Raw genomic sequence first — 19,667 nt, 5'->3', positions numbered from 1 at the left:
CTTGCTATGATGAGTCCCTTATCTTCTGCCGGAACCCCCCATGCGACAGATCACCTCCTGGGCGCAGTATTATGTAGATTGGCTCACCCGCCTCGGCATCATCCGTTTTAGCCTGCTATTAGCCTTTTTTATCATAGTGCTGGCCGTGGTGATCCAGATGGGGATCACCCTGTTGCTGCGTGGCGCCGTGGATACGGTGGATATAGTACGCTCCGTCTTCTTTGGTCTGCTGGTGACCCCTTGGGCCGCCTACTTTCTCACCGCCGTGGTCGATGAACTGGAAGACTCCCGCCAGCGTTTGACCCATATGGTGAGCAAGTTGCAGGAGATGCGCGAGCGGGATCAAGCCTTGAACCAGCAGTTGCAGAGCAACATCAGTCAACTCAACCAACAGATTGAAGAGACCCGGCGGGTCGAAGTGGCCAGGCAGCAGGCCATGGTTGAATTGAAAGCCGAGGTACAACGTCGGGAGCAGGCCCAGGCCGAGCTGGAAGAGCGCAGTGCCCTGGTGCGCTCCTTCATCGACAGCTCGCCGGATCTCATCTATTACCGCAATGAGGCGGGGCAATTTTCCGGCTGTAATCAGGCCATGGAGCAGTTGGTCGGACTCAAAGAGGCGGAGCTCATCGGCCTCACCCCCTGGGATGTCTATAGTCACCCTATTGCCGAACGCGTGGTGGAAACCGATCGGCAGGTCTTCGTCCAGGATAGTCACTACACCTATGAGCAGTGGATGGTCTACCCGGATGGCCATAAGGTCTGTTTCGAGATGCGCAAGGTGCCGCTCTACGATGGCCGCGGCAAGCGACTTGGCCTATTGGGCTTTGGTCGGGATGTGACTGAACGCAAGCGCTATCAGGAGCAGTTGGAGCAGGCGAGCCGGGATAAGACCACCTTCGTCTCGACCATCAGTCACGAGTTGCGCACCCCGCTCAATGGCATAGTGGGGCTGAGCCGCATACTGCTGGATACCCCCTTGAGTGGCGAACAGCGCCGCCAGCTCAATACCATTCACCTGAGTGCCGTCACGCTGGGCAACATCTTCAATGACATCATAGATCTGGACAAGCTGGACCGGCACAGATTGCAGATCGCCCCGGCGCGCCTGGATTTACCCGCCTTCTTGCATGATCTGGAGCTGTTGACTCGGCTGATGACAGAGCAGAAGGGTCTCTACTTCAACTACGATCTGGATGGTGAGCTGCCCCACTGGGTGCTGGCCGATGGTACTCGTCTGCGCCAGGTGTTGTGGAATCTGACCGGGAACGCCGTTAAGTTTACCGAAGAGGGCGGCATCAGCCTGCGGGTGTATGCCACAGAACTGGCGGAGCGGCAGTTGTTACTGCGCTTTGAGGTGGAGGATACCGGTATAGGTATTCCCGAGTCTGAACTGGAGAAGATCTTTGCCATGTATTACCAGGTGGGTGGTCAGAAGCATGCGGTCGGCACCGGCATTGGTCTGGCGGTTTCCCACCAATTGGTGGAGGCCATGGGGGGGTGCATGGAGGTGGACAGTGAAGAGGGACATGGCAGTTGTTTCACGCTCGAGCTGCAGGTGGAGCGGTTGGATGACATTCAAGAGGAGCCGCCTATGCCCATACCCTCATTACGCATTCTGATGGTGGAGGATGTGGAGCTCAATATCACGGTGGCGACGGCGCTGTTGGAAAAATTTGGTCATCAGGTGACGGTCGCTCGTAATGGGCAGGAGGCGTTGGCCCTGGCTAAGCCAGAGGAGTTTGATCTCTTCTTGCTGGATATCCAACTGCCGGATATGACCGGCTTTGATATTGCCGATACCCTGCTTGCGCGTTATGGCCGGGAGGCCTTGCCGCCCATGGTGGCCTTGACCGCTAATCTTATTCGCGACAAAACCGAATACTATGACCATGGTATGGTGGCGGTGATCGGTAAACCCCTGGCGGTGGACAATCTTAACGCTACCCTGCGCAGCCTCTTTGTCAGTTGTCCGCTGAATGGAACCCAAGAGCCGATGGTGGATGATGCCATACTGGAGCGAGCCTACATCGAAGAGTATGCCACCATGGTGGGCAAACCTGTGCTGCTGCAGGCCGTCGCCCTGTTTGAGCAGATGATGCCCGGTTACCTGGCGCTGCTGAATTCCAATCTGGTGGCCCGGGATCAGGCGGGCATCGCCAGCGAGGCCCATAAGATCAAAAGCGCGGCCGGGGCCATTGGCCTTAAACGTATTCACTTGCTGGCCAAGCAGGCCCAGAGCCCGGAACTGCCCGCCTGGTGGGAAAACATAGCCGACTGGATAGAGGGCATTCGCCACCACTACCCGGAAGACATAGCGCAGCTTAAGCTCCTGCTACAGGCGTGAGGGCTGTTGACACCTAGAATAAGGATACGAGCGCCATGGCAGAGCAGCCGCAGATGAGTTACCAGCAGCTACTGCAGGCCGAGCGTTATCGGGCTGTGAGTGGTGAGAGCCTGTTGGCCGCCACGGAGAGCGATCGGGCCCGGGTAGTGCAGAGCGCGCCGGTGCGTCGCCTGCAGCAGAAGACCCAGGTCTTTCCGTTGGATGTAAAGGCCTCGGTGCGCAGCCGACTGACCCATTCACTGGAGGTGCAGCAGGCGGGACGCGAGGTGATGTTGGCGCTGCTGCCGCGTCTGGGCGCCGAGTTACCCCAGGTGCCCCTGCTCAATTTGATGGAGATGGCTTGCCTGCTCCACGATGTGGGCAATCCCCCCTTTGGCCACTTCGGCGAGTCTGTGCTGCGGGATTGGTTGGCCAATCATCTACCGGCCCTCTATGGCCGAAGCCTGCAGCGCCCCCCCTCTGCTCAATGGCAGAACTTGCTGTTGCCGGACCTGCTGGCCTTCGATGGTAATGCCCAGAGCCTGCGCCTGGTGCACTCGTTACAACGACTCAACCTGACCTTCAGCCTGTTGGCTTCCCTCATCAAGGTGCCCATGGGGGTGATGGAGGTGGCGGCTGGCCAAGGGTCCATGCCAACCAAGGTGGGCTATTTCTTTAGCGAACGTCAGCTGGTGGCCGCCGTGCGCCAGACCCTGGGGTTGCCCGCCGGGGCGCGCTTCCCTCTGGTCTATGTGATGGAGGCAGCTGACGATCTCTGTTATTGCATCGCCGATCTGGAGGATGCCGTCGATCGCGGCTTGTTGACCCTGGAGCAGTTGCAGGCGCATCTGTTGGCGCAGTGGCGTGGGGAGGAGTATCTGGCAGGGCTGCTCGCGTTGGGTAATCAGAGTGAGGAGGGCTTCTTTCCGGCATTTCGTCGTCAACTGAGCCGGGATCTGGTGCAGGTACTGGCCGATGCGTACCAGCAGCAGGAGCCTAAGATACTGGCCGGGCAGTTTGCCTCGCCACTGCTGGCCGATCAGCATCCGGCCGTGGAGACGCTCTCTTTGTTGCGGCGCCTGGCCCGGGAGCAGATCTTCACCCGTCGTGAGGTGGAGGCCCTGGAGCTGGAGGGGTATGCCGCCCTGTGGGGCGTGCTGGAGCGCTATGCCCGTCTACTGGCCTTGCCGCGCCTTGACTTCAGCGAGCTGCTGGCAGGTAGGGGACTGGGTCGCCATCCCTTCGAGAGTCGGCTCTGCCATCGTCTGTCGCGCCGCCACATCGAGGCCTATCAGCAGGCCCTGCAGCAGGATGAGGCCGGCTTCGAGCGGGCCGACGAACATGAGTGGTACTACCGGGTACGACTGCTCATCGATTATATCAGCGGCATGACCGACACCTATGTGCTGGAGGAGTACCGCCTGCTCTCGGGGATCTGACTTATCCCGATATTTCCAGCCAATAAAAAGCGGGGCCATCAGGCCCCGCTCTGCTTTGAGTGCGGCTAGCGGTTGTTAGACGGCCTCTTCTGCCACCAGGGGTGGGGTGCGCTTGCCCAGATGGTAGCTGAGCAGCAGCAGGCCCATCAGCCCCACCAGTAACAGGCCGAAGGCAAACACCTCCTGAGCCGGATTGAGCCACTGGCTGGCCAGATAGTGCAGGCCGACGAAGGCGGCTATCAGCAGATTTTCACAGAAGTTCTGTACCGCTATGGCATGGCCAGCCCCGACGCTCACCTGGCCGCGAGTCTGCAGCAGCGCATTGAGGGGGACCACGAAGAAGCCTGCGGCGGCGCCTAGCCCCATGAGCATGGCCCCGGCATGCCATAGTTCACTGGCCCAGCCCATGAACAGCAGAGGGAGACCGATGCACAGCCCGGCCCACAAGGCCCGAGTCGCCTGCTCCAGCTTGATGCAGCAGGCGGCCAAACCGGCCCCCACTATGATACCCACGGATACCACACCGCCCAAGTTGGTGGCAGAGCTGGTTTCGGTGAGGCCCAGGGCAAAGGGAACCCAGGCAAACAGCACCAGGCGCAGGGTAGAACCTGAGCCCCAGAACATGCTGGTGCCCAACAGGGAGGTGCGGGCCTGACGATCCCGCAGTAGCGTGGTCACGGCTCCGGTAAAGTCGCCTATCATGACCCAGATCGACACCCGCTGATGAGGGTGAACTATGGGCAGGCGGGGGATGAGCAGGGAGAGCCCTACCGCCAAGCCATAGCAGGCGGTGATCACCGTCAGCAGGAGCACCAGCGACACATCGGCCAGCCAACCGCCGCAGACAAAGCCCAGCAGTATGGCCACTATGGTCGAGCCCTCCATCAAACCATTTGCCTGCACCAATTGCCGGGGAGCGCAGAGCTGGGTGAGGATGCCATATTTAGCCGGCGAGTAGACCGCGGCCCCTATGCCGGTCAGCACATAGGCGAGGATCACCCAGAGTACGGTACCTTGTGAGCCCTGCAGGGCGATGAGCAGCATGGCACAGCCCGAGGCCAGCTTGACGGCGTTGGCCAGCCACATCACTCGTCCCTTGGGTAGGGCATCCGCCAGCAAGCCAACAAAGGGGGCCAGCACTATATAGGGCAGCACAAAGCTGCCCTGCAGCAGGGCGTCCATCCCCTTTTGTTGCGATAGGGTGATCACCAGCTTGATGGCCCCCACCAATATGGCGTTGTCGGCAAAGGCCGAGAGAAACTGCGCTATGAGGACGGCGCTCATGCCGCGGGAGAAGAGCGGGGCATCCGGTTGGCCTGTGGCCAGGGTGTGTGCTTGTCGTTCCATGAGTAAGCTCCTTGTTTAGGCCGACTGGGCGGCCATGGCCTTGAGACTGACATAATCGGTTTTACCCGTGCCCAGCAGGGGCAGGGCAGTGACCAGGCGGATATCGCGGGGGATGGCCAGGGCGGGCAACCCTTGCTCCCGGGCCAGTTGGCCCAGCCGCTCGCCGTTGAGGGTGGGGTCCGTGGTGAAGAGCACCAAGGCTTCCCCCTTGCTCTCATCGGGTCGTGAGCTGGCGGCATGCTGTTGCTCCGGGGTGGCCTGGGTTGCCAGTTTTTCTACCACCTCCAGCGAGATCATCTCTCCGGCTATCTTGGCAAAGCGCTTGAGACGACCGGCAATCCTGACAAAGCCCTGCTCATCCACAGTCACTATGTCGCCTGTGTTATACCAGCCCGCCCCCAGCTCGGAGGCGGTTGGCTCCAGCACACCCGGCTGGGTATCTCGTAGATAACCCGCCATGACATTCGGCCCCTGCACATGGAGCAGGCCACCCTGATCTATGCCGGGAACGGGCTCCAGCTGCCACGCTATTCCCGGTAAAAACTGCCCGACTGTGCCGCTGCGGTAGGCCATGGGGGTGTTGACCGCCAGGACCGGGGCGGTTTCGGTGGCGCCATACCCCTCCAGGATGCGGATCCCAAACTTCTCGAACCAGAGTTCACGTACCGGTTGGGCCAGCTTCTCGGCACCGGCTATCACATAGCGCATGCGGAAGAAGTCATAGGGATGGGCGTGCTTGGCATAGTTGCCGAGAAAGGTACTGGTACCAAACAGCACAGAGCAGTTGCGATCGTAAACCACCTCGGGGATCACCTTGTAGTGCAGGGGGGAGGGGTAGAGGAACAACTTGGTCCCGGTGACGACGGGCAGCAGCGTCCCCGCAGTCAGGCCGAAAGCGTGAAAAATTGGCAGGGCGTTCATGAACTTGTCATCGACCGAAAAGTCGATCACCGCCTGGATCTGGGCCAGATTGGCCAGCAGTTGACGGTGGGTGAGCACCACGCCCTTGGGCACCCCCTCCGAGCCGGAGGTGAACAGGGTGACGGCCTCGTTATGGCTATTCTGGGCGGGAAGCAGGGCTCGGGGCAGACAGAGGGCGGCCAGCACCCAGAGCTTGTCTTGCCAGCTCATTTGGGCGCGCAGATCTTCCAGATAGACGATTTTCAGCGTCTCGGGCAGGGCTGCTACTACTTCGCCCAGGCGCGCCGTCTCGATAAAGGCTCGGGAGCTGATGAGTGTCCGGATGCCGGCGACCCGGCAAGCCGAGGTGATGCCCTGGCGACCGGCTGTGTAGTTGAGCATGGCCGGGACCCGAGCAAAGGCGCCTGAACCTATCATCAAGGCCAGGGTGGCGGTGAGGTTGGGCAGCAGCAGACCGATGCGCTCGCCGGGGGCGGCCAGGCGGGTGGTCATCCGTCCCAGCCCCAGCGTCATCTTCAGCAGGTCGCCGTAGCTGTGCTCCACTTGGCGCATATCTTCAATCAGACCATAGCGGCGGCCATACAAGGAGATGGCTCCCAGTAACGATTCATACAGCGTGCCCTGGGGGCGAGTGGCAAACAGCATGTGCTGCATGATGCGGCGTAGCGCCTCACCGGCCTTGGCGCGTCGTTCATGGCCACTGCAGGCCTCGGGCATGGCAATCCTCTGGCTGGGCATGATGGTGATACGCATCTTGGGCAACCAGCGGCGTGGATAGTGGCCACCCATGCGACTGAAGTAGGTACGGGCCGGGCCATCCAGATGCACCGGCAGCACAGTGGCGCCGGTCTTGGCGGCAATGAAGGCCGGGCCGTTGTAGATCTTCATCAGGGAGCCGGTGACGGTCAGGCGTCCCTCGGGAAAGATAACCACGGGGCGGCCGCGCTCGATAAGGCGGATCACCTGCTTCATGCCCATGGGGGCGGTAGGATCGACAGCCAGATGGTCGATGAGGCAGAGCAAGGGCTTGAATAGCCAGTGCTCGGCCACCCAGGTATGGACCACGAAGACGGGGTTGCCTGGCATGAACAGCGCCAGCAGCATGCCATCCAAAAAGGATTCGTGATTGGCCACGATCAGCAGCCGTTGCTCCTGCATGGCCTGCCAGTTGCCGCGCACCTCTACCCGGAACAGCAGGGTAAACAGCAGGCGCAGTAGAAGTTTGATGATGGGCATAGGTTCCTTCCTTGCGGGTAAATTCCAGTAGTGGGACGAGTGTTATGCCTCGTCCTGCAGATAGGTCTGCACACTTTGCAGGGCCTGGTTAAGAAAGGGCTTATCGATCCAGAAGTAGATCTCCTTGCCCTTTCGTTCATGTTGCAGTACCCCGGCTTGGCGCAAAATCGTCAGATGATGGGAGACGGTGGGGCGCGAAAGCGTCGATACCGCGGCCAGTTGGCCAGCGGTCAGCCGTTCACCCGGTTCGAAGGTGAGCAGGAGGCGCTGACGATGTTCATCCCCCAAGGCATTGAAGACCTTGGCGATCTGCTGCCAGGTAGCGGGTATGGCGCGAGAGTAGTCGTGATGCATGGACTCATTTCGACTTTATTAAACATGTCGACATGATAACCAATACTCAGGGCGTGTAAAGGGGGCTTTTTGTGCTCTAGCGCAAATTACTGCGACTCTCATGAGTCGTGTTGATGCGACGGGGTTGGCCACCTGGCAGAACAGTGAAGGGCGGGAAACAGGTTGAGTGTGACCTGTTTCCAAAGCGGAGGATTAGGACTGGATAGGGGAGAAGCTGCGGTTGTCGCAGGCGTGACGCACTTCGCTCTGCAGCATGTCCAGCAGCAGTATCGAGCGCTTATCGCCATCCGGCTCTTGGTAGATGGCTTCGAGTCCCTGGAAGGGGCCATCGTGGATCAGCACCTTGTCGCCACAGTTAGGCATCTTACTCAGCTTGCTGCGCAGTTCGTCTGAGTCTTCATGGCACATCAGGTTAAACACCAGCTCCTTGGGAATGGTGGTCCACTGGCCACCGAAACGGATGATGTGACGCAGGCCACGGGTGGAGTTCAGGCGAGTAGCCGGAAAGGTCTCCAGATCGACGTTGACGAAGAGATAAGAGGGAAACATGGGCTCCATGCGAGCAGTGCGCTTACCCTTAACGAGTCGGGTAACTTCAACCATGGGGTAATAACTCTCAACGCCTTGATTTTTAAGGTGTTGATAGGCGCGATCCTCTTCGCGAGGGCGGCAATAGGCTAGATACCAACTATTCATTATTAGTTCCGTGCTGCTTTTTAATGTAACGATAACCTCTGCATAGCAGAAAGGCCACGCAAACGTGGCCTTTCGATTATTGTCCCATACTGGGGCTAAATAGCCATCAGACGGAATTACCAGCCCTTAATCACTCCACCATTGAACAGATCGGCGGCGGCCTTGTAGACCTCCTCGCTCTGATAGGCCTGAACGAACTGCTTCACCTTCTGCGCATTCTGGTTATCTTCGCGGGCAACGATGAGATTCACATAGGGTGACTCTTTGTCTTCCACGAACAGACCGTCACGGTTGGGCAGCAGGTTGATTTGTGAAGCGTAGACAGTGTTGATGATGGCCAACTCTACATCTTCCAAAGAGCGGGGCAGTTGTGCCGCTTCCAACTCGACTATCTTCAGTTGCTTGGTGTTCTCGACTATGTCCAGCACGGTTGCATTCAGGCCTACGTCCGGCTTGAGCTTGATCAGCCCCTGCTTTTGCAGCAGCAGCAGGGAGCGACCCAGATTAGTCGGGTCATTGGGCACAGCCACTTGCGCACCGGCTTTCAGATCGCTCAGACTCTTGATCTTCTTCGAGTAACCGGCAATCGGGTAGACAAAGGTGTTACCGACAGAGACCAGCTTGAAGCCGCGATCCTTGATTTGAGAATCCAGATAGGGCTTGTGCTGGAAGGCGTTGACATCAATGCTGCCATCATTCAGCGCCACGTTGGGGGTGGCAAAATCGCTGAAGGTGACCACTTCAACTTCCAGGCCATATTTTTCTTTGGCGACTTTCTTGGCTACTTCGACCACCTGAGCCTCAGACCCGGCGATGGCGCCGACCTTGATGTGGTTGTCTTGTTCGCTCTTGCCGCAACCTGTGATGAGCAAGGCGGCGAGCAGCGCGGCGGCAGCGGATTGCAGGGATAACTTCATGAAAACCTCCTAGGGGTGAATGAGTTGGGATCAGCGATGGTCAACCTGTTTGACTAAGCGATCACCCAGGCTCTGAATGAGTTGTACCAGTATGACCAGGATGGCGACTGTGATGAGCATGACCAGGGGGTCAAATCGCTGGTAGCCATAACGTATTCCCACGTCACCCAGCCCGCCGCCGCCAATGGCACCCGCCATAGCCGAGTAGTTGACCAGGGTTACCAGGGTAATGGTCAGAGAGTTGAGAATGCCGGGCAGGGCCTCAGGCAGCAGCACCTTCTGGATGATCTGCAGGGGCTTGGCGCCCATGGCTTGGGCCGCCTCCACCAGACCTGATGGCACCTCGATCAGGGCTCCCTCTATGAGTCGAGCCACAAAGGGGATGGCCCCGACCGTGAGCGGCACTATGGCGGCGACGGTACCGATACTGGTGCCGACTATCAGTCGGGTCAGGGGGATGATGGCCACCAGCAGTATGATAAAAGGCACGGAGCGGCCCAGGTTGATGATGGCCCCCAATACCCGGTTCAGCACGGGATGCTGCAATATCTGCCCTGACTTGGTTACATGCAGGGCCACGCCTAACGGAATACCTATCAGGCCGCTGAACAGGGCTGAGGCCAGCACCATCAGCAGGGTTTCTCCCAGAGCCTGCAATAGCAGATTAATCATCGCTTCGGACATAGCCCAGCACCTCTACCTGTACATGATGGTCACGGAAAAACGCTATGGTTTGCGCCGAGGCTGCGCTGTCGGCGACCAGCTCGGCCAGCAGAAACCCAAATTTGACGCCGCCGGCATACTCCATGTCGGCACTAAGAATGCTGATATCGACCCCATAACGACGGCTCACCTCGGAGATGAGCGGCGTATCCACACTCTTGCCGGTAAAACCCAAGCGTAGCAGGGGCCAACTGCCGGCACTGGGCTCCTGGCTCAACCTGGCCTGGAACTCTTCGGGAATGGGCAGATGGATGGTGGAGTGGATAAATTCCCGCGCCAGTTCAGTCTGGGCATGGCTGAAGAACCAGGCGACTTCCCCCTGCTCTATCAGCTCACCCTGGTGGATGATGGCCACCTTGTGGCAGAGGCTCTTGACCACCTCCATCTCGTGGGTGATGAGCAGTATGGTCAGCCCCAGCTTGCGGTTGATCTCCTTGAGCAGGGCCAATATGGATTGGGTGGTGTTGGGATCCAGGGCCGAGGTGGCCTCGTCACACAACAGCACCTTGGGATCCGGTGCCAGCGCGCGGGCTATCGCGACCCGCTGCTTCTGTCCTCCTGAGAGTTCAGATGGATAGGCATGAGCCCGTTCGCTCAGCCCGACCAGGGCCAACAGACTGTTTACCTTCTGCTGGATCTGCGGGCGAGCCAGGCCGGCCAGCTCCAGCGGAAGCGCCACGTTTTCGAACACGGTGCGAGAGGAGAGCAGGTTGAAGTGCTGGAAGATCATACCGATCTTGCGGCGAGCCAGGGTGAGTTCGGCCTCGCTCAGGGCGGTGAGCTCCACGCCATCCACCTCGACACTCCCGGCCGTGGGATGTTCCAGCAGATTGACGCAGCGGATAAGGGTGCTCTTGCCCGCCCCCGAGGCGCCAATGACGCCAAAAATTTCGCCCGGAGCGACTTGCAGGTCCGTGGGCTGCAGGGCAACCACGGCCTGGGCGCCCTGACCATAGGTCTTGGATACTCGGCTTAGTTTAATCATGAGTGATTCCGCGGCAATGCCGATATTCTGGCTGCTGTAGTGGGTTAACGTCAGCGGTTACGGCTATCGTTTCCCCTGCTTGATGGTAAAAGATGCTAGGGGGCGGCGGCGGGGATGTCAATGGACTTGTCTATGTCTGGATGGCTAAATGGCTAATATCTTATGCCAGTTATTGTATAAGGGGGGCTGAGTAGTGTGGCGGCTGGCGGTAAGGAAGAAAGCAGTCGGGGCGCATGGCGCCCCGATTGAGATTAGAGTTTTCCGAAGGTGCCGCAGAAGCGGTATCCCTCGCCATGTATGGTGGCGATGATCTCCGGTGTATCGGGGAAGGACTCGAAATGCTTACGGATACGGCGAATGGTGACATCGACCGTCCTGTCATGGGGTTTGAGTTCTCGGCCTGTCATCTTCTGCAGCAGATCGGCGCGGGTCTGGATCTGGCCCGGATTCTCGCAAAAGTGTAGCAGGGCGCGAAATTCGGAGCGGGGCAGGCGGTAGCTCTCCCCTCTGGGGTTGATGAGGCTGCGACTATTGATGTCCAGGGTCCAGCCATTGAAGCTGTAGTTTTCCACCTGATCGTTCAGGAGTGAGCTTTCGTCGCGCATGGTGCGGTTGAGCAGGTTGCGGGCGCGGATGGTCAGCTCTCTGGGGTTAAAGGGTTTGGTGATGTAGTCATCGGCGCCAATCTCCAGCCCCAGTATCTTATCTACCTCATTGTCGCGACCGGTGAGAAACATCAGCCCAGTTTGTCCCTTCTCCCTGAGTTCCCGGGCCAGCAGCAGACCATTTTTGCCCGGCAGGTTGATGTCCATGATCACGAGGTCGACATCATTGTCGCAGAGCTGGTCGTGCATCTCATCGCCATTATTGGCTTCGAGCACGGCGTAGCCTTCGGCTTCGAAAATGCTCTTCAGAGAGTTGCGCGTCACTAGCTCGTCTTCGACGATCAATATTTGAGGTGTATGCATGACCAATACCCGAATGTTAACTAATTGTTTAAATTTATCGCCTAGCCCAGGCCGAAATGGAAGGGAGTTGCATGTTATTTTTTAATCTCGAGCAACAGCGGTGGGAGCTCTTTGACCCCAGTGCGCGAGTTAACAACTTGTTGTGGAAATCGTTTCGGACGAGGGGGCAATCTTGAGCATGGAATCTATCAAGTAACAGCGAGTTAACAATGGGGTGCTAACAAAAGGTTATGACTTTCTGGGGCTTGTTTGACATATGTCAACTTTAGTTTGCAGCCTGTGGGGGGATGTGAAAAAGCTGGGCCCGTTCGAGACAAACTGCACTCCCATGAGCCGGCATGCTTCTATCTGGCGGCTTACGCAGCAGCAGACGAGAGTAGCAGATTAGAAATGGTAGGAGACGCCCAGCTTGACGGCCTGTTGCTTCTCTTGGGAGAGGCCATATTCGGCCAGCATGGAGAGGCTGGGCAGTAGCTGATAAGCGGAGCTGAACTCCAGCTGGGTATCATGAAGTTCGGTATAGACCTGGCGTACCCGGCTGGTGAGCAATAAATTGCTCCATTGATAGCTAACCCCTGACACCAGTTGAACGGCCGAGCTGGGGAGTTGTGTCTGAGACTGCTCTGCGGCGGCGGCTCCGGCCTCCATGAAGGTGCGCCAGTTTTGCCACTGCTCCTGATAGCCGCCAGTAAACTGCCAGTCATAGACAGAGGATTGACGTTGCTGCTGATGTTGCTCCAGCAGGCTGGGATGATAGTTATGGGTATAGAAGTTTTCACCCAATGCGGTCTTGCCTGGCTCAAGCGGTGCGACGGCAGCCCAAGTCGAGCCGCACCCCAGCAGGGCAACCGACAATATGAGTGGCTTGAGCATGGTGAGACTCCTATCAATAACGTCTACCAAGCATGGCATAGCGGAGGGGTCTGTAAAGTGAGCCAGCTGCTCTTTTTTACACCACAAATACTGATTTTTGTCTGATGAGCCAAATGAACACATACCGGCTTCAGGCTGGAATTATGCCGATCGGACGGGTACATTGACCGCCCCAAATGCGTGGAGGTGAGGATGGATCTCTATTTTGTTCTGATGGCCCCGGCCAGAGCGGAAAATGTCGGTGCGGCGGCTCGGGCGCTGAAGACCATGGGGTTTTCTCATTTACGCATTGTGGCCAGCCAAGTGCACACCAAGGAGGAAGCCTCCTGGGTGGCGCATGGTGCTCAGGAGCTATTAACTGGCGCCGAGAGTTTCGACTCCCTGCCGGAGGCTCTGGCCGATCTGGATCTGGTGGTGGCGACCACGGCCCGGCAGCGGGGGCAGCATCAGTGCTATCTGACCCCAAGCGAAGTGCGCAGCCAGATCCGCAATAAAAGCGGGTTGGCCAAGGTGGGCATACTCTTCGGCTGCGAGGAGTCTGGGCTCTCCAATGCCCAGTTGGCACAAGCCGATCTGGTCAGTTACCTGCCCCTGCGGGTGGGGTATCCCTCTCTCAATCTGGGGCAGGCGGTGATGCTCTATGCTTATGAACTCACCTCCCTGCTCGATGAAGCCGAGTCCGAGGTTGCGGCGCAGGAAGTCGCGGTGGGTCAGGTTCGAGCCCTGCAAACCACATCAGCACAAATACTCGATAAAGTCGGAGTTGAACAGGATGAAAAGCTAAGAAAGTGGGTAAAGGATGGGGTGTCTATGCTGGGTCAGCGGGATCTTAACCTGTTGCATCTGCTGTGCAAGGACTTGGCCAGAGCGTTGGCCAACACAAGAATAGATTGACAGCCCTACCCTCAATCCGGTATTGCTAGGGCCGTTTATTCATTCAGGTTTGATTTCCAACATGTTGTCAGTGATCATCCGCACCATCACGATTACCATTACCGGCACCACCTTGGGTGGGTTCGGGGCGGGCTGCTGAGTGCACTGACAACATGTTCAGAAATTCCAAAGGCCCGTACCCACAAGGTACGGGCCTTTTCGTTACAGGGAGATGTGTATGCGTGTTTTGAAATTTGGCGGCTCCTCGCTGGCTGATGCCGAGCGTTTCTTGCGGGTGTCCGACATTGTGGTCAACAACCAGCAGCAAGCCCAAGTGGCGCTGGTGCTCTCGGCTCCCGCCAAGGTGACCAATCACCTGGTGGCGCTGGTGGAGCAGACCAGCCGTGGCCTGGATTCTAACGGTACGCTGGTTGAGATCGAGGCCATCTTTACTCGGCTCATCGCTGGGCTAAAGGCGAAATATCCAGCGCTGGATGATGCCAAGCTCAAGGTGCGCATGGAGCAGGAGTTCGGTGTGGTGCGTCGTCAGATGCAGGGCATCACGCTGCTGGGGCAGTGCCCGGACAATATTCAGGCGCAAATCTTGAGCCGCGGTGAAGCGCTCTCCATCGCCTGTATGCAAGAGTTGTTGATGGTTCGGGGTCATGAAGTCGTATTGATCGATCCGGTCAAGCTGCTGCTGGCCGAAGGGGGGTTCCTGGAATCCCACGTCAACATTGATGTCTCCCGTGCCCGCTTCCAATCCGAGCCTCTCAAGAGCGGTGCCATCTACCTGATGGCCGGCTTTACCGGCGGCAACGCCAAGGGCGAACTGGTCCTGCTGGGGCGCAACGGCTCCGACTACTCAGCGGCCTGTCTGGCGGCCTGTGTCAGTGCCGAGTGCTGCGAGATCTGGACCGACGTGGATGGGGTCTACAGTTGTGACCCGCGCCTGGTGCCAGATGCTGTGCTGCTCAAGCGCATGTCCTATAAAGAGGCGATGGAACTCTCCTATTTCGGCGCCAAGGTGCTGCATCCGCGCACCATAGCGCCTATCGCCCAGTTTCATATTCCCTGCCTCATTAAGAACAGTTTCAATCCTCAGGGCGAGGGCACCCTCATTGCCGAGCAGGGTGATGACGAACTGCCGGTGAAGGGGATCTCCGATCTGGCGGGCATCTCCATGATCAACGTCAGCGGGCCAGGGATGAAGGGGATGGTCGGCATGGCCGGACGTATCTTCACTGCCGTGTCGCGCGCCGGCGTCTCCATTACCCTCATTACCCAATCCTCCTCTGAATACAGCATCAGCTTCTGTATCCATACCTATGATGCGCAGAAGGCGCGCAATATCCTGGAAGAGGAGTTTGAACTGGAGCTCAAGGCCGGTCTGCTCGAAGAGATCGAGATGCGCCACGATCTGGCTATCATCTCGGTCGTTGGTGATGGCATGCGTACCAGCAAGGGCGTTGCCGCGCGCTTCTTCCTCTCTCTGGCGCAGGGCAACATCAATGTGGTGGCCATAGCTCAGGGCTCTAGCGAGCGCTCCATCTCGGCTGTGGTGCCCAAAGAGAAGGTGAATGAGGCCATCAAGGCGTGTCACCAGAACTTCTTTACCAGCATGCAGTTCATCGATCTCATCCTGGTCGGGCTGGGCGGTGTGGGCGGGGCTCTGCTGGAGCAGATCCGTCGTCAGCAGCCGGTATTGGCTGATCAGGGGATAGGTCTGCGTGTGGTTGGCCTGGCCAACTCCCGCAAGCTGGCTCTGAGCCGCGATGGTCTGGATCTGGCTAACTGGCAGGCAGAGCTCGACGCCGCGCAACAGGGCTTTAGCCTGGCGGCGGTGAAGACGCTGGTGGAGGAGAGTCACCTCATCAACCCTGTGATCGTCGATTGCACCTCGGACGAAAGCGTCGCCAACCAGTATGCCGACTTCCTGGCGGCGGGTTTCCATGTGGTCACCCCGAACAAGAAGGCCAACACCAGTTCACTGGATTACTACCGCGAGTTGCGCAAAACGGCGCAACTGACCCGTCGTAAGTTCCTGTACGAGACCAACGTGGGTGCCGGTCTGCCGGTGATTGAAAACTTGCAGAACCTGATCAAGGCGGGTGATAAACTGAAGGCCTTCGCCGGTATTCTCTCCGGCTCTCTCTCCTTCATCTTCGGTAAGCTGGATGAGGGGATGAGCTTCTCCGAGGCCACGCTGACCGCCAAGGCCAAGGGTTTCACCGAACCGGATCCGCGCGATGATCTGAGTGGCATGGATGTGGCGCGCAAGCTGCTGATCCTGGCCCGGGAAGCCGGTATGCCCCTCAATCTGGAAGATGTGCAGATTGAACAGGCGCTGCCCCCAGGCTTTGATGCCAGCGGCGATACCGAGAGCTTCATTCGTCGCTTGCCCGAGGCGGATGCCTGGTTTGCCGAGACAGTGGCCCAGGCCCGTGCCGAAGGCAAGGTGCTGCGCTATGTGGGCTCCATTCAGGATGGTAAGTGCCGGGTGGCGATCAAGGCGGTGGATGAGAATGATCCGCTCTACAAGGTGAAGGATGGCGAAAACGCGCTGGCCTTCTTCTCTACCTATTATCAACCCATACCGCTGGTGTTGCGCGGCTATGGGGCGGGAACTGAAGTGACTGCGGCCGGGGTATTTGCCGACCTGCTGCGGACTCTGAACTGGAAGCAGGAGGTTTAATATGGCGGTTGTTGCCTACGCACCCGCATCGATTGGGAATGTCAGTGTCGGTTTCGACGTACTCGGGGCGGCGCTCGCCCCGATTGACGGCAGCTTGTTGGGCGATCGGGTCGAGGTGCATGCCAGCACCCAAGCCTTCTCCCTGGAGTGCCGTGGTCGTTTTGCCCATAAGTTGCCGAGCGATCCGCAGAAGAATATCGTCTACGCCTGTTATCTGGGCTATGCCGAGGCGTTGAAGAAGAAGGGGAAGTCGATCCAGCCGCTGCACATGGTGCTGGAGAAGAACCTGCCTATCGGTTCAGGGTTGGGCTCCAGTGCGTCGAGCATAGTGGCCGCCTTGGAAGGGTTGAACGGTTTCCACGATTTTGCCCTGGATAAAGATGAGCAACTGCTGCTGATGGGGGAACTGGAGGGGAGCATTTCTGGTTCGGTCCATTTTGACAATGTGGCGCCCTGCTACCTGGGCGGCATCCAGCTGATGATCGAAGAGGCTGGCGTCATCAGCCAGTCGATCCCGGATTTCGAAAACTGGTACTGGGTCTCTTGCTACCCTGGCATCAGCATCAGCACCGCCGAGGCGCGGGCCATTCTGCCGGCCCAATACCGTCGCAGCGACTGTTTGACCTATGGTCGTCGTCTGGCCGCCTTCATCCATGCCAGCTATACAGGTCAGGAGCAGCTGGCCGCCAGTGTGCTCAAGGATGTGATCGCCGAGCCCTATCGTCAGGCCCTGATCCCCGGTTTCAACCAGGTGCGGCAGCATGCGGCGCTCTCTGGTGCCCTGGCCACCGGCATCTCAGGCTCTGGCCCCAGCGTGTTTGTGGTCATGACCGACAAGCAGCAGGCCCTGCGTATGCAGGAGTGGCTGGAAGCCAATTTTATTCAGAATCAGGACGGGTTCTGCCACGTGTGCCGCATCGATCGTGCCGGCACCACGGTCAACGTCATCGAGTAAGGGAAGCAGTAGCGTATGAAGCTTTACAATATCAAGGATCACAGTGAACAGGTCGATTTTGCCCAGGCAGTCAAGCAGGGGTTGGGTCGTGAACAGGGGCTCTTCTTCCCGGAGAGCATAGCGCCGCTGGCCGATGTGGATGGCCTGTTGGCCAAGCCGCTGGTAGAGCGTTCCGCCATTATCCTGCGTCATCTGCTGGGTGACGAGTTGCCTGAGCTGGCGCAACTTATTGCCAACGCTTTCACCTTTCCGGCACCGCTGGTCAAGGTGGGGGAGAACCAGTATGCCCTTGAGCTGTTCCATGGTCCGACCCTGGCCTTCAAGGATTTTGGTGGCCGCTTCATGGCCCAGTGCCTGACGGCTATTGCCGATGGTAATAAGATCACCATTCTGACCGCGACCTCTGGCGATACCGGGGCAGCGGTGGCGCACGCCTTCTATGGCTTGCCCAATATCGAGGTGGTGATCCTCTATCCCAAGGGCAAGATCAGCCCGCTGCAGGAGAAACTCTTCTGCACCCTGGGTGGCAATATCCGCACCATAGCCGTCAATGGCGCCTTCGATGATTGCCAGGCTCTGGTCAAGCAAGCTTTTGATGATGAAGAGCTGAAAAAAGCCATCGGCCTCAATTCAGCCAACTCCATCAACATCAGCCGCTTGCTGGCTCAGGTCTGCTACTACTTCGAAGCGCTCGCCCAGCTGCCTGCCCAGAAGCGTGCCGAGGCCGTCATAGCCGTGCCCTCTGGCAACTTCGGCAACCTGACTGCGGGCCTTATCGCCAAGGCGCTGGGTCTGCCGGTGAAGCGTTTCATGGTGGCCACCAATGCCAACGATACCGTGCCCCGTTACCTGCAAAACGGCAGCTGGGATCCGAAGGCTACCGTCGCAACCCTCTCCAATGCCATGGATGTGAGTCGTCCCAACAACTGGCCGCGGGTGGAAGAGCTGTTCAAGGTGAAGGGCTGGGATCTCAAGAGCCTGGCTTCCGGCTCGCGTAGCGATGCCCAGACGGAAGATGCGCTCAAGCGCCTCTATGCTCAGGGTTATCTGTGTGAGCCCCACGGTGCCATCGCCTGGGATCTGCTGCAAAGCGAACTGCAAGCGGGTGAAGCGGGGATCTTCCTCTGTACGGCTCATCCGGCCAAGTTCAAGGAGAGCGTCGAGTCGATCCTCAATATTGAGCTGACGCTGCCTGCTCCGCTGGCTGAGCGCGCCGATCTGGCCCTGCTCTCCGATGAGATGGATGCCGATTTTGCCGCCTTGCGCGCCTATCTGCTGAAGGCGTAACGTCGCCACTCTCTCGACTCACGGGCGGCCTAAGCTGCCCGTTTTTTATTTACGCCTCTCTTTGTGGTTTTTCAATCCACTACCGATCTGCTAGCCTTCGCTCCACATTCGTGGTTTGCGAGCAAGCATATGACTCAGGTACTCAATAATCTCCTCTCGCTACTGGCGCTAGAGCCTCTCGACGCGGGCCAATTTCGCGGTCAAAGCCAGGATCTGGGTTTTGGTGCCGTGTTTGGCGGTCAGGTGATGGGGCAGGCACTCTCGGCGGCGCAGCAGACGGTGGAGCCGGAGCGAATGGTGCACTCGCTGCACTGTTATTTTCTGCGCCCGGGGGATGTGACCTGCCCCATCCTCTATGAGGTGGAGCATATTCGCGATGGTAATACCGTCTCGACCCGGCGGGTGCAGGCCAGTCAGCATGGTAATGCCATCTTCTATCTAAATGCCTCCTTCCAGCTGGAAGAGCCGGGTCTTGAGCACCAGGATGTGATGCCCCAAGTGGCTGGGCCTGAAGGGCTCAAGAGTGAGCTAGCCTGGGCTGAGGAGCTCAAGGCGTTCATTCCGCCTGTGCTGCACGATAAGTTGTTGAGTGAAAAGCCCATCGAGATGCGGCCCGTCACCTTCGTCAATCCGCTGCGGGCTGAAGCCTGTGCACCGAAACGCTATGTCTGGTTCAAGGCGAATGGTCAGATGCCCGCCGAGCAGGCGATACACCGTTATCTGCTGGCCTATGCCTCGGATTTCAATTTTTTGCCCACCGCGCTACAACCTCATGGTGTCGCTTTCTTCGATCCAAACCTGCAGGTCGCCACCATAGATCACGCCATGTGGTTTCACCGGGAGTGTCGCTTCGATGAGTGGCTGCTCTATGTGGTGGAGAGCCCCAGTGCCTCGGGGGGGCGTGGTTTGGTGCGCGGCCAGTTCTTTAGTCGGGATGGCAAATTGGTGGCCAGCACAGTGCAAGAAGGGGTGATCCGTAAACGGGGTTGAGTCCGGATAAACCTGAGGCCTGTGGCTCGATTGGTTAATTTTTGTAAAGTTCAGCCGATCGTATGATGGTGGTAGTTGTTAAATT

Annotated in this window: 16 protein-coding genes; 7 read left to right on the top strand and 9 right to left on the bottom strand. The window is 58.4% G+C overall.

The window, feature by feature from the left end; genetic code table 11:
• Window positions 1-40: 40 nt before the first annotated feature.
• Window positions 41-2,344, top strand: coding sequence for an aerobic respiration two-component sensor histidine kinase ArcB (arcB, locus tag ACZYTD_RS15575; RefSeq protein ID WP_463893413.1), 2,304 nt, complete (start codon window positions 41-43; stop codon window positions 2,342-2,344).
• Window positions 2,345-2,379: 35 nt separating this feature from the next.
• Window positions 2,380-3,762 carry a dGTPase gene (gene dgt / locus ACZYTD_RS15570; RefSeq protein WP_463893412.1) on the top strand — a complete coding sequence of 461 codons (1,383 nt, stop codon included), beginning with the start codon at window positions 2,380-2,382 and terminating at the stop codon, window positions 3,760-3,762.
• Between the two features lie 75 nt (window positions 3,763-3,837).
• Here the strand turns inward: dgt and lplT are convergent, their stop codons facing one another.
• The 9 genes from lplT to ACZYTD_RS15525 all read right to left on the bottom strand — a co-directional run bounded on the left by lplT (window position 3,838) and on the right by ACZYTD_RS15525 (window position 12,782).
• Complete coding sequence (gene lplT, locus ACZYTD_RS15565) at window positions 3,838-5,109, bottom strand: lysophospholipid transporter LplT (protein WP_463893411.1); 1,272 nt, start codon at window positions 5,107-5,109, stop codon at window positions 3,838-3,840.
• Window positions 5,110-5,124: 15 nt separating this feature from the next.
• Window positions 5,125-7,266 carry a bifunctional acyl-ACP--phospholipid O-acyltransferase/long-chain-fatty-acid--ACP ligase gene (gene aas, locus ACZYTD_RS15560; RefSeq protein ID WP_463893409.1) on the bottom strand — a complete coding sequence of 714 codons (2,142 nt, stop codon included), beginning with the start codon at window positions 7,264-7,266 and terminating at the stop codon, window positions 5,125-5,127.
• Between the two features lie 42 nt (window positions 7,267-7,308).
• Window positions 7,309-7,620 (bottom strand): ArsR/SmtB family transcription factor, encoded by a 312-nt coding sequence (locus ACZYTD_RS15555; protein ID WP_463893408.1) that lies wholly within the window; start codon window positions 7,618-7,620, stop codon window positions 7,309-7,311.
• 192 nt (window positions 7,621-7,812) lie between these two features.
• The gene (gene rfaH, locus ACZYTD_RS15550) at window positions 7,813-8,316 is read right to left on the bottom strand and encodes a transcription/translation regulatory transformer protein RfaH (RefSeq protein WP_463893407.1); all 504 of its coding nucleotides are present in this window, start codon (window positions 8,314-8,316) and stop codon (window positions 7,813-7,815) included.
• Between the two features lie 116 nt (window positions 8,317-8,432).
• Window positions 8,433-9,233, bottom strand: coding sequence for a methionine ABC transporter substrate-binding lipoprotein MetQ (gene metQ / locus ACZYTD_RS15545; RefSeq protein ID WP_463893406.1), 801 nt, complete (start codon window positions 9,231-9,233; stop codon window positions 8,433-8,435).
• Between the two features lie 30 nt (window positions 9,234-9,263).
• A complete protein-coding gene (locus ACZYTD_RS15540; protein ID WP_463893405.1) occupies window positions 9,264-9,917 on the bottom strand; it encodes a methionine ABC transporter permease in 654 nt (217 codons plus the stop codon).
• Complete coding sequence (gene metN, locus ACZYTD_RS15535; protein WP_463893403.1) at window positions 9,898-10,941, bottom strand: methionine ABC transporter ATP-binding protein MetN; 1,044 nt, start codon at window positions 10,939-10,941, stop codon at window positions 9,898-9,900. The genes ACZYTD_RS15540 and metN overlap by 20 nt, the downstream gene beginning before the upstream one ends.
• Before the next feature lie 251 nt (window positions 10,942-11,192).
• On the bottom strand, window positions 11,193-11,909 hold the full coding sequence (arcA, locus tag ACZYTD_RS15530; RefSeq protein ID WP_463893401.1) for a two-component system response regulator ArcA: 717 nt from the start codon (window positions 11,907-11,909) through the stop codon (window positions 11,193-11,195).
• A gap of 384 nt (window positions 11,910-12,293) precedes the next feature.
• Window positions 12,294-12,782, bottom strand: a complete 489-nt coding sequence (locus tag ACZYTD_RS15525) for a hypothetical protein (RefSeq protein WP_463893399.1) — start codon at window positions 12,780-12,782, stop codon at window positions 12,294-12,296.
• A 192-nt stretch (window positions 12,783-12,974) separates the two neighbouring features.
• Here ACZYTD_RS15525 and ACZYTD_RS15520 point away from each other — a divergent pair, with 192 nt between their 5' ends.
• The 5 genes from ACZYTD_RS15520 to tesB all read left to right on the top strand — a co-directional run bounded on the left by ACZYTD_RS15520 (window position 12,975) and on the right by tesB (window position 19,582).
• Window positions 12,975-13,676 carry a tRNA/rRNA methyltransferase gene (locus tag ACZYTD_RS15520; RefSeq protein WP_463893397.1) on the top strand — a complete coding sequence of 234 codons (702 nt, stop codon included), beginning with the start codon at window positions 12,975-12,977 and terminating at the stop codon, window positions 13,674-13,676.
• Window positions 13,677-13,893: 217 nt separating this feature from the next.
• Window positions 13,894-16,350: a bifunctional aspartate kinase/homoserine dehydrogenase I gene (gene thrA, locus ACZYTD_RS15515; RefSeq protein WP_463893396.1), complete on the top strand. Its 2,457-nt coding sequence runs from the start codon at window positions 13,894-13,896 to the stop codon at window positions 16,348-16,350.
• A gap of 1 nt (window position 16,351) precedes the next feature.
• Window positions 16,352-17,305 carry a homoserine kinase gene (gene thrB / locus ACZYTD_RS15510; protein ID WP_463893395.1) on the top strand — a complete coding sequence of 318 codons (954 nt, stop codon included), beginning with the start codon at window positions 16,352-16,354 and terminating at the stop codon, window positions 17,303-17,305.
• Between the two features lie 15 nt (window positions 17,306-17,320).
• Window positions 17,321-18,592 (top strand): threonine synthase, encoded by a 1,272-nt coding sequence (thrC, locus tag ACZYTD_RS15505; RefSeq protein WP_463893393.1) that lies wholly within the window; start codon window positions 17,321-17,323, stop codon window positions 18,590-18,592.
• 129 nt (window positions 18,593-18,721) lie between these two features.
• Window positions 18,722-19,582, top strand: a complete 861-nt coding sequence (gene tesB, locus ACZYTD_RS15500) for an acyl-CoA thioesterase II (RefSeq protein ID WP_463893392.1) — start codon at window positions 18,722-18,724, stop codon at window positions 19,580-19,582.
• The last annotated feature ends 85 nt before the right edge of the window (window positions 19,583-19,667 follow it).

The sequence above is a fragment of the Pseudaeromonas sp. HNCC25DJ180 genome (genome assembly GCF_055413345.1).
The sequence above is the reverse complement of the archived record's forward strand: the minus strand, read 5'-3'. Positions and strand labels throughout refer to the sequence as shown.

Bases quoted from the DNA above. Each gene is read 5' to 3' on its own strand.
- arcB (WP_463893413.1), top strand. From the start codon at position 41: ATGCGACAGATCACCTCCTGGGCGCAGTATTATGTAGATTGGCTCACC.
- dgt (WP_463893412.1), top strand. From the start codon at position 2,380: ATGGCAGAGCAGCCGCAGATGAGTTACCAGCAGCTACTGCAGGCCGAG.
- lplT (WP_463893411.1), bottom strand. From the start codon at position 5,109: ATGGAACGACAAGCACACACCCTGGCCACAGGCCAACCGGATGCCCCG.
- aas (WP_463893409.1), bottom strand. From the start codon at position 7,266: ATGCCCATCATCAAACTTCTACTGCGCCTGCTGTTTACCCTGCTGTTC.
- ACZYTD_RS15555 (WP_463893408.1), bottom strand. From the start codon at position 7,620: ATGCATCACGACTACTCTCGCGCCATACCCGCTACCTGGCAGCAGATC.
- rfaH (WP_463893407.1), bottom strand. From the start codon at position 8,316: ATGAATAGTTGGTATCTAGCCTATTGCCGCCCTCGCGAAGAGGATCGC.
- metQ (WP_463893406.1), bottom strand. From the start codon at position 9,233: ATGAAGTTATCCCTGCAATCCGCTGCCGCCGCGCTGCTCGCCGCCTTG.
- ACZYTD_RS15540 (WP_463893405.1), bottom strand. From the start codon at position 9,917: ATGTCCGAAGCGATGATTAATCTGCTATTGCAGGCTCTGGGAGAAACC.
- metN (WP_463893403.1), bottom strand. From the start codon at position 10,941: ATGATTAAACTAAGCCGAGTATCCAAGACCTATGGTCAGGGCGCCCAG.
- arcA (WP_463893401.1), bottom strand. From the start codon at position 11,909: ATGCATACACCTCAAATATTGATCGTCGAAGACGAGCTAGTGACGCGC.
- ACZYTD_RS15525 (WP_463893399.1), bottom strand. From the start codon at position 12,782: ATGCTCAAGCCACTCATATTGTCGGTTGCCCTGCTGGGGTGCGGCTCG.
- ACZYTD_RS15520 (WP_463893397.1), top strand. From the start codon at position 12,975: ATGGATCTCTATTTTGTTCTGATGGCCCCGGCCAGAGCGGAAAATGTC.
- thrA (WP_463893396.1), top strand. From the start codon at position 13,894: ATGCGTGTTTTGAAATTTGGCGGCTCCTCGCTGGCTGATGCCGAGCGT.
- thrB (WP_463893395.1), top strand. From the start codon at position 16,352: ATGGCGGTTGTTGCCTACGCACCCGCATCGATTGGGAATGTCAGTGTC.
- thrC (WP_463893393.1), top strand. From the start codon at position 17,321: ATGAAGCTTTACAATATCAAGGATCACAGTGAACAGGTCGATTTTGCC.
- tesB (WP_463893392.1), top strand. From the start codon at position 18,722: ATGACTCAGGTACTCAATAATCTCCTCTCGCTACTGGCGCTAGAGCCT.